This window comes from Candidatus Afararchaeum irisae (assembly GCA_034190545.1).
In the GTDB taxonomy this organism is placed as follows: domain Archaea; phylum Halobacteriota; class Halobacteria; order Halobacteriales; family Afararchaeaceae; genus Afararchaeum; species Afararchaeum irisae.
In genome coordinates this window covers 1-2,731 of record JAXIOF010000100.1, presented here as the reverse complement: position 1 = coordinate 2,731, position 2,731 = coordinate 1, and the positions used below count along the sequence as shown (strand labels likewise).

The window sequence follows — 2,731 nt, the reverse complement described above, 5'->3', positions numbered from 1 at the left end:
CCATACCTCCCAATCACGCTCTAGCCTAAAGAATATTCGGCCGACAGTATCAGAAACCCCTTCGAGCCCATACTCAGGAATCCCCTGAGGTCGCTTTACTTCTCGGTTCCTCTCGGTCTCGGATTCGTCTTCTTCATGGTATCGGGAGGGGTGTCCCCCACCGACATGAGTCAGAGTCCTATAAGCACCACGACGACCCTCGTCGTGATACCTCTGCTTATAGCAGTAGTTCCGCTTTCAGCTTTCTACGAGCTAAAGGACAGAAGGGAACGTATAATTGTTAACAGGTTCCCCGAGAAACTCGACGAGCTAGCAAACGCGAACCAGATGGGTCTCTCGGTCGACGAGGGGTTCAGGTATATATCTCAGAGATCAGAGGGGTTACTCGCGGAGGAGTTTGAGAGGCTCAACAACGACATCAGATGGAACTTCGACGTCAACAAGGCACTCACGAAGTTCGCCAACCGTCTCCGTATACCGTCGATATCCAGGACTGTGAGGCTGATTTCGAGGTCGAGTGTCGCTACGGGAGATCTCTACAAGATACTCTCGGTGGCTGCCGACGACGCCTACGAGAGGCTACTTCTGAGGAGGAAACGTTACAGGGAGATGTCGGGGTACATAGCTATCATCATAATCAGCTTCCTCGTCTACCTCGGTGTCATACTACTTCTCGACCAGGCATACCTGACTCCACTCGTCGAAAGAGTCGGAAGACAGGACATCGAAGCACCTGCCGAGATAGGAACCCCGATGTCTTTCCAGAACGTCCCTGTGACGACCTACCGGATGGTATTCTACCACTCGACACTCATACAGGCACTCGGAAACGGTCTACTCGCGGGCAAGATGACGAAGGACGACATGATGAGCGGTCTCAAATACAGCATAGCATTCCTCGTGATAACCATGATCGCTTACGTCACAGTGATCTGAACCAGAACAGACAGAGACACAGATATGAAACCCAAAACAGCCTCAGACCCAGAAGGTGACAAAAGATGAAAAGTATAGAAGAAGGTGTTTCGCCCATAATCGGCTTCATACTCATGTTCGGCATACTCCTCCTCCTACTCGTCACCCTACAGATAACCGCGGTGCCGATATGGAACGAGAACGCTGAGTTCTCACACAGCCAGAGGGTACAGGAAGACATCAACACACTCCAGTCGGACGTCGAGTCGACGGCGGCGAGAGGTACAGAGTCGATAACCACAGTCGAGATGGGGATCGATTACCCGACTAGACCTTTTCTGATAAATCCTCCAAACCCGGCGGGGAGTATTAAGACGAGCCCGGCGGCGAACCTGAGCCTTCAGAACGTCGAAGCCGTAAAGACAGAGACCTCGGACTACTGGAACGGTGACGAGAGAGACTTCGTGACGAAGTCGGTGGAGTACGAGCCCGACTACAACCAGTACCAGAACGCCCCGGATACGGTCTTCGACGGCTCCGTGGTCTACAACGAGTTTGACTCAGCCGACATACTCGTCTCAAGATCCAACATAATAAGCGGTCGGCGTATAACCCTTCTGGCACTCAACGGCAGCCTGATGACCTCCGAACAGGGATCGATCAACCTCGACATAACACCTCTCAGCGCGCCGCACCAGACCGTAGCAGTCACCAACTCGACCGGTGGTAACGTGACTCTCGAAGTTCCCACACGGATGTCGGAGGAGAGATGGGACGATATACTACAGACCGAACTCGCGTCGAGCGGCGGATACGTACACAGCTACTCGGTCGACAACGGTACTCTGACCGTCGAGATGGTCTCAGAAAAAGACGGCGACGGTGTCACCTACAACCTCAGGATGGCGAAGATAGGCATAGGCAACGACTACACCGAGGAGGATGAACATTACATAACTCAAGTGACCGAGGACACCAACGTGGGCGAAGGCACGTCGAGAAATATGGTGGTCGAGGTCAGAGACAGGTACAACAACCCGGTGAGCGGAGTCGAGGTCGAGTTCGGCGGGGTGTCTGAGGGAAGCATATCGCCCGGGTCGGATGCTACGGGAACCGACGGAAGAGCCTCGGTGAGGTACACCGCACCCGACGACATAGACGGTTCTAATCTACAGGAGAGCCTCAACGCGAGCATAGACGTCGACCCTGACGATCTCTCTGACTTCGACCCGAGATCGAGAGAAAACCTCACGTTTTCCATCGATGTAGTCAACACCGACGCTAGCGGTCTCGGTGGCGACGGCGGAGGTAACGCGACGACCGACAGGATAAACCCGAACCAGGAAACAGACGTGTCGCTGGCATACGTTGAGCCCGTTAGCCAAGGCGGGAGTAAGGAGCCTGTAGAAGTACGTTTAAGGAACAAGAAAGACGTCGATGTTGAGATAACTCAGATCAGGTTCCCGTTCTATATAGATACACAGGGCGGTAACCACGAAGCATTTGACAGTATGGAAATGCAGTACAACGGCGGGTCAGAAAATATAACTCTACATAGACTTGGTGACTTTAAGAGCCTCAGTCCGAGGATAACGATACCCAATGAAAGTACCACTACATTGGAGTTTGACTTTGGCATCAGTGGAAACGATAAACTCAATCTCGAAGATTTCTATATGTTTAGTGTTCGGATTGAGTGGCAGAAGGACGGCGAGAAAGAAGCCATAAACTCGTACTTCATCGCTCATCCTAAGTCCTGACCCATCTGTCTTTAGCTAAGTTAGAAACCGCTTGACAATAGCGTCTTATCGAGGCT

At 52.4% G+C, this 2,731-nt stretch carries 2 protein-coding genes; both read left to right on the top strand.

Annotated features, from left to right (window positions below; genetic code table 11):
* Nucleotides 1-165 precede the first annotated feature (165 nt).
* A complete protein-coding gene (locus SV253_09535; protein MDY6776291.1) occupies nt 166-936 on the top strand; it encodes a type II secretion system F family protein in 771 nt (256 codons plus the stop codon).
* A gap of 65 nt (nt 937-1,001) precedes the next feature.
* Entirely contained in the window at nt 1,002-2,675 is a 1,674-nt protein-coding gene (locus SV253_09530; GenBank protein ID MDY6776290.1) for an Ig-like domain-containing protein, read from the top strand.
* Nucleotides 2,676-2,731 lie beyond the last annotated feature (56 nt).

What these genes read in the sequence shown, in the direction of transcription:
- SV253_09530 (MDY6776290.1), top strand. Translation starts at nt 1,002, where the DNA reads ATGAAAAGTATAGAAGAAGGTGTTTCGCCCATAATCGGCTTCATACTC.
- SV253_09535 (MDY6776291.1), top strand. Translation starts at nt 166, where the DNA reads ATGAGTCAGAGTCCTATAAGCACCACGACGACCCTCGTCGTGATACCT.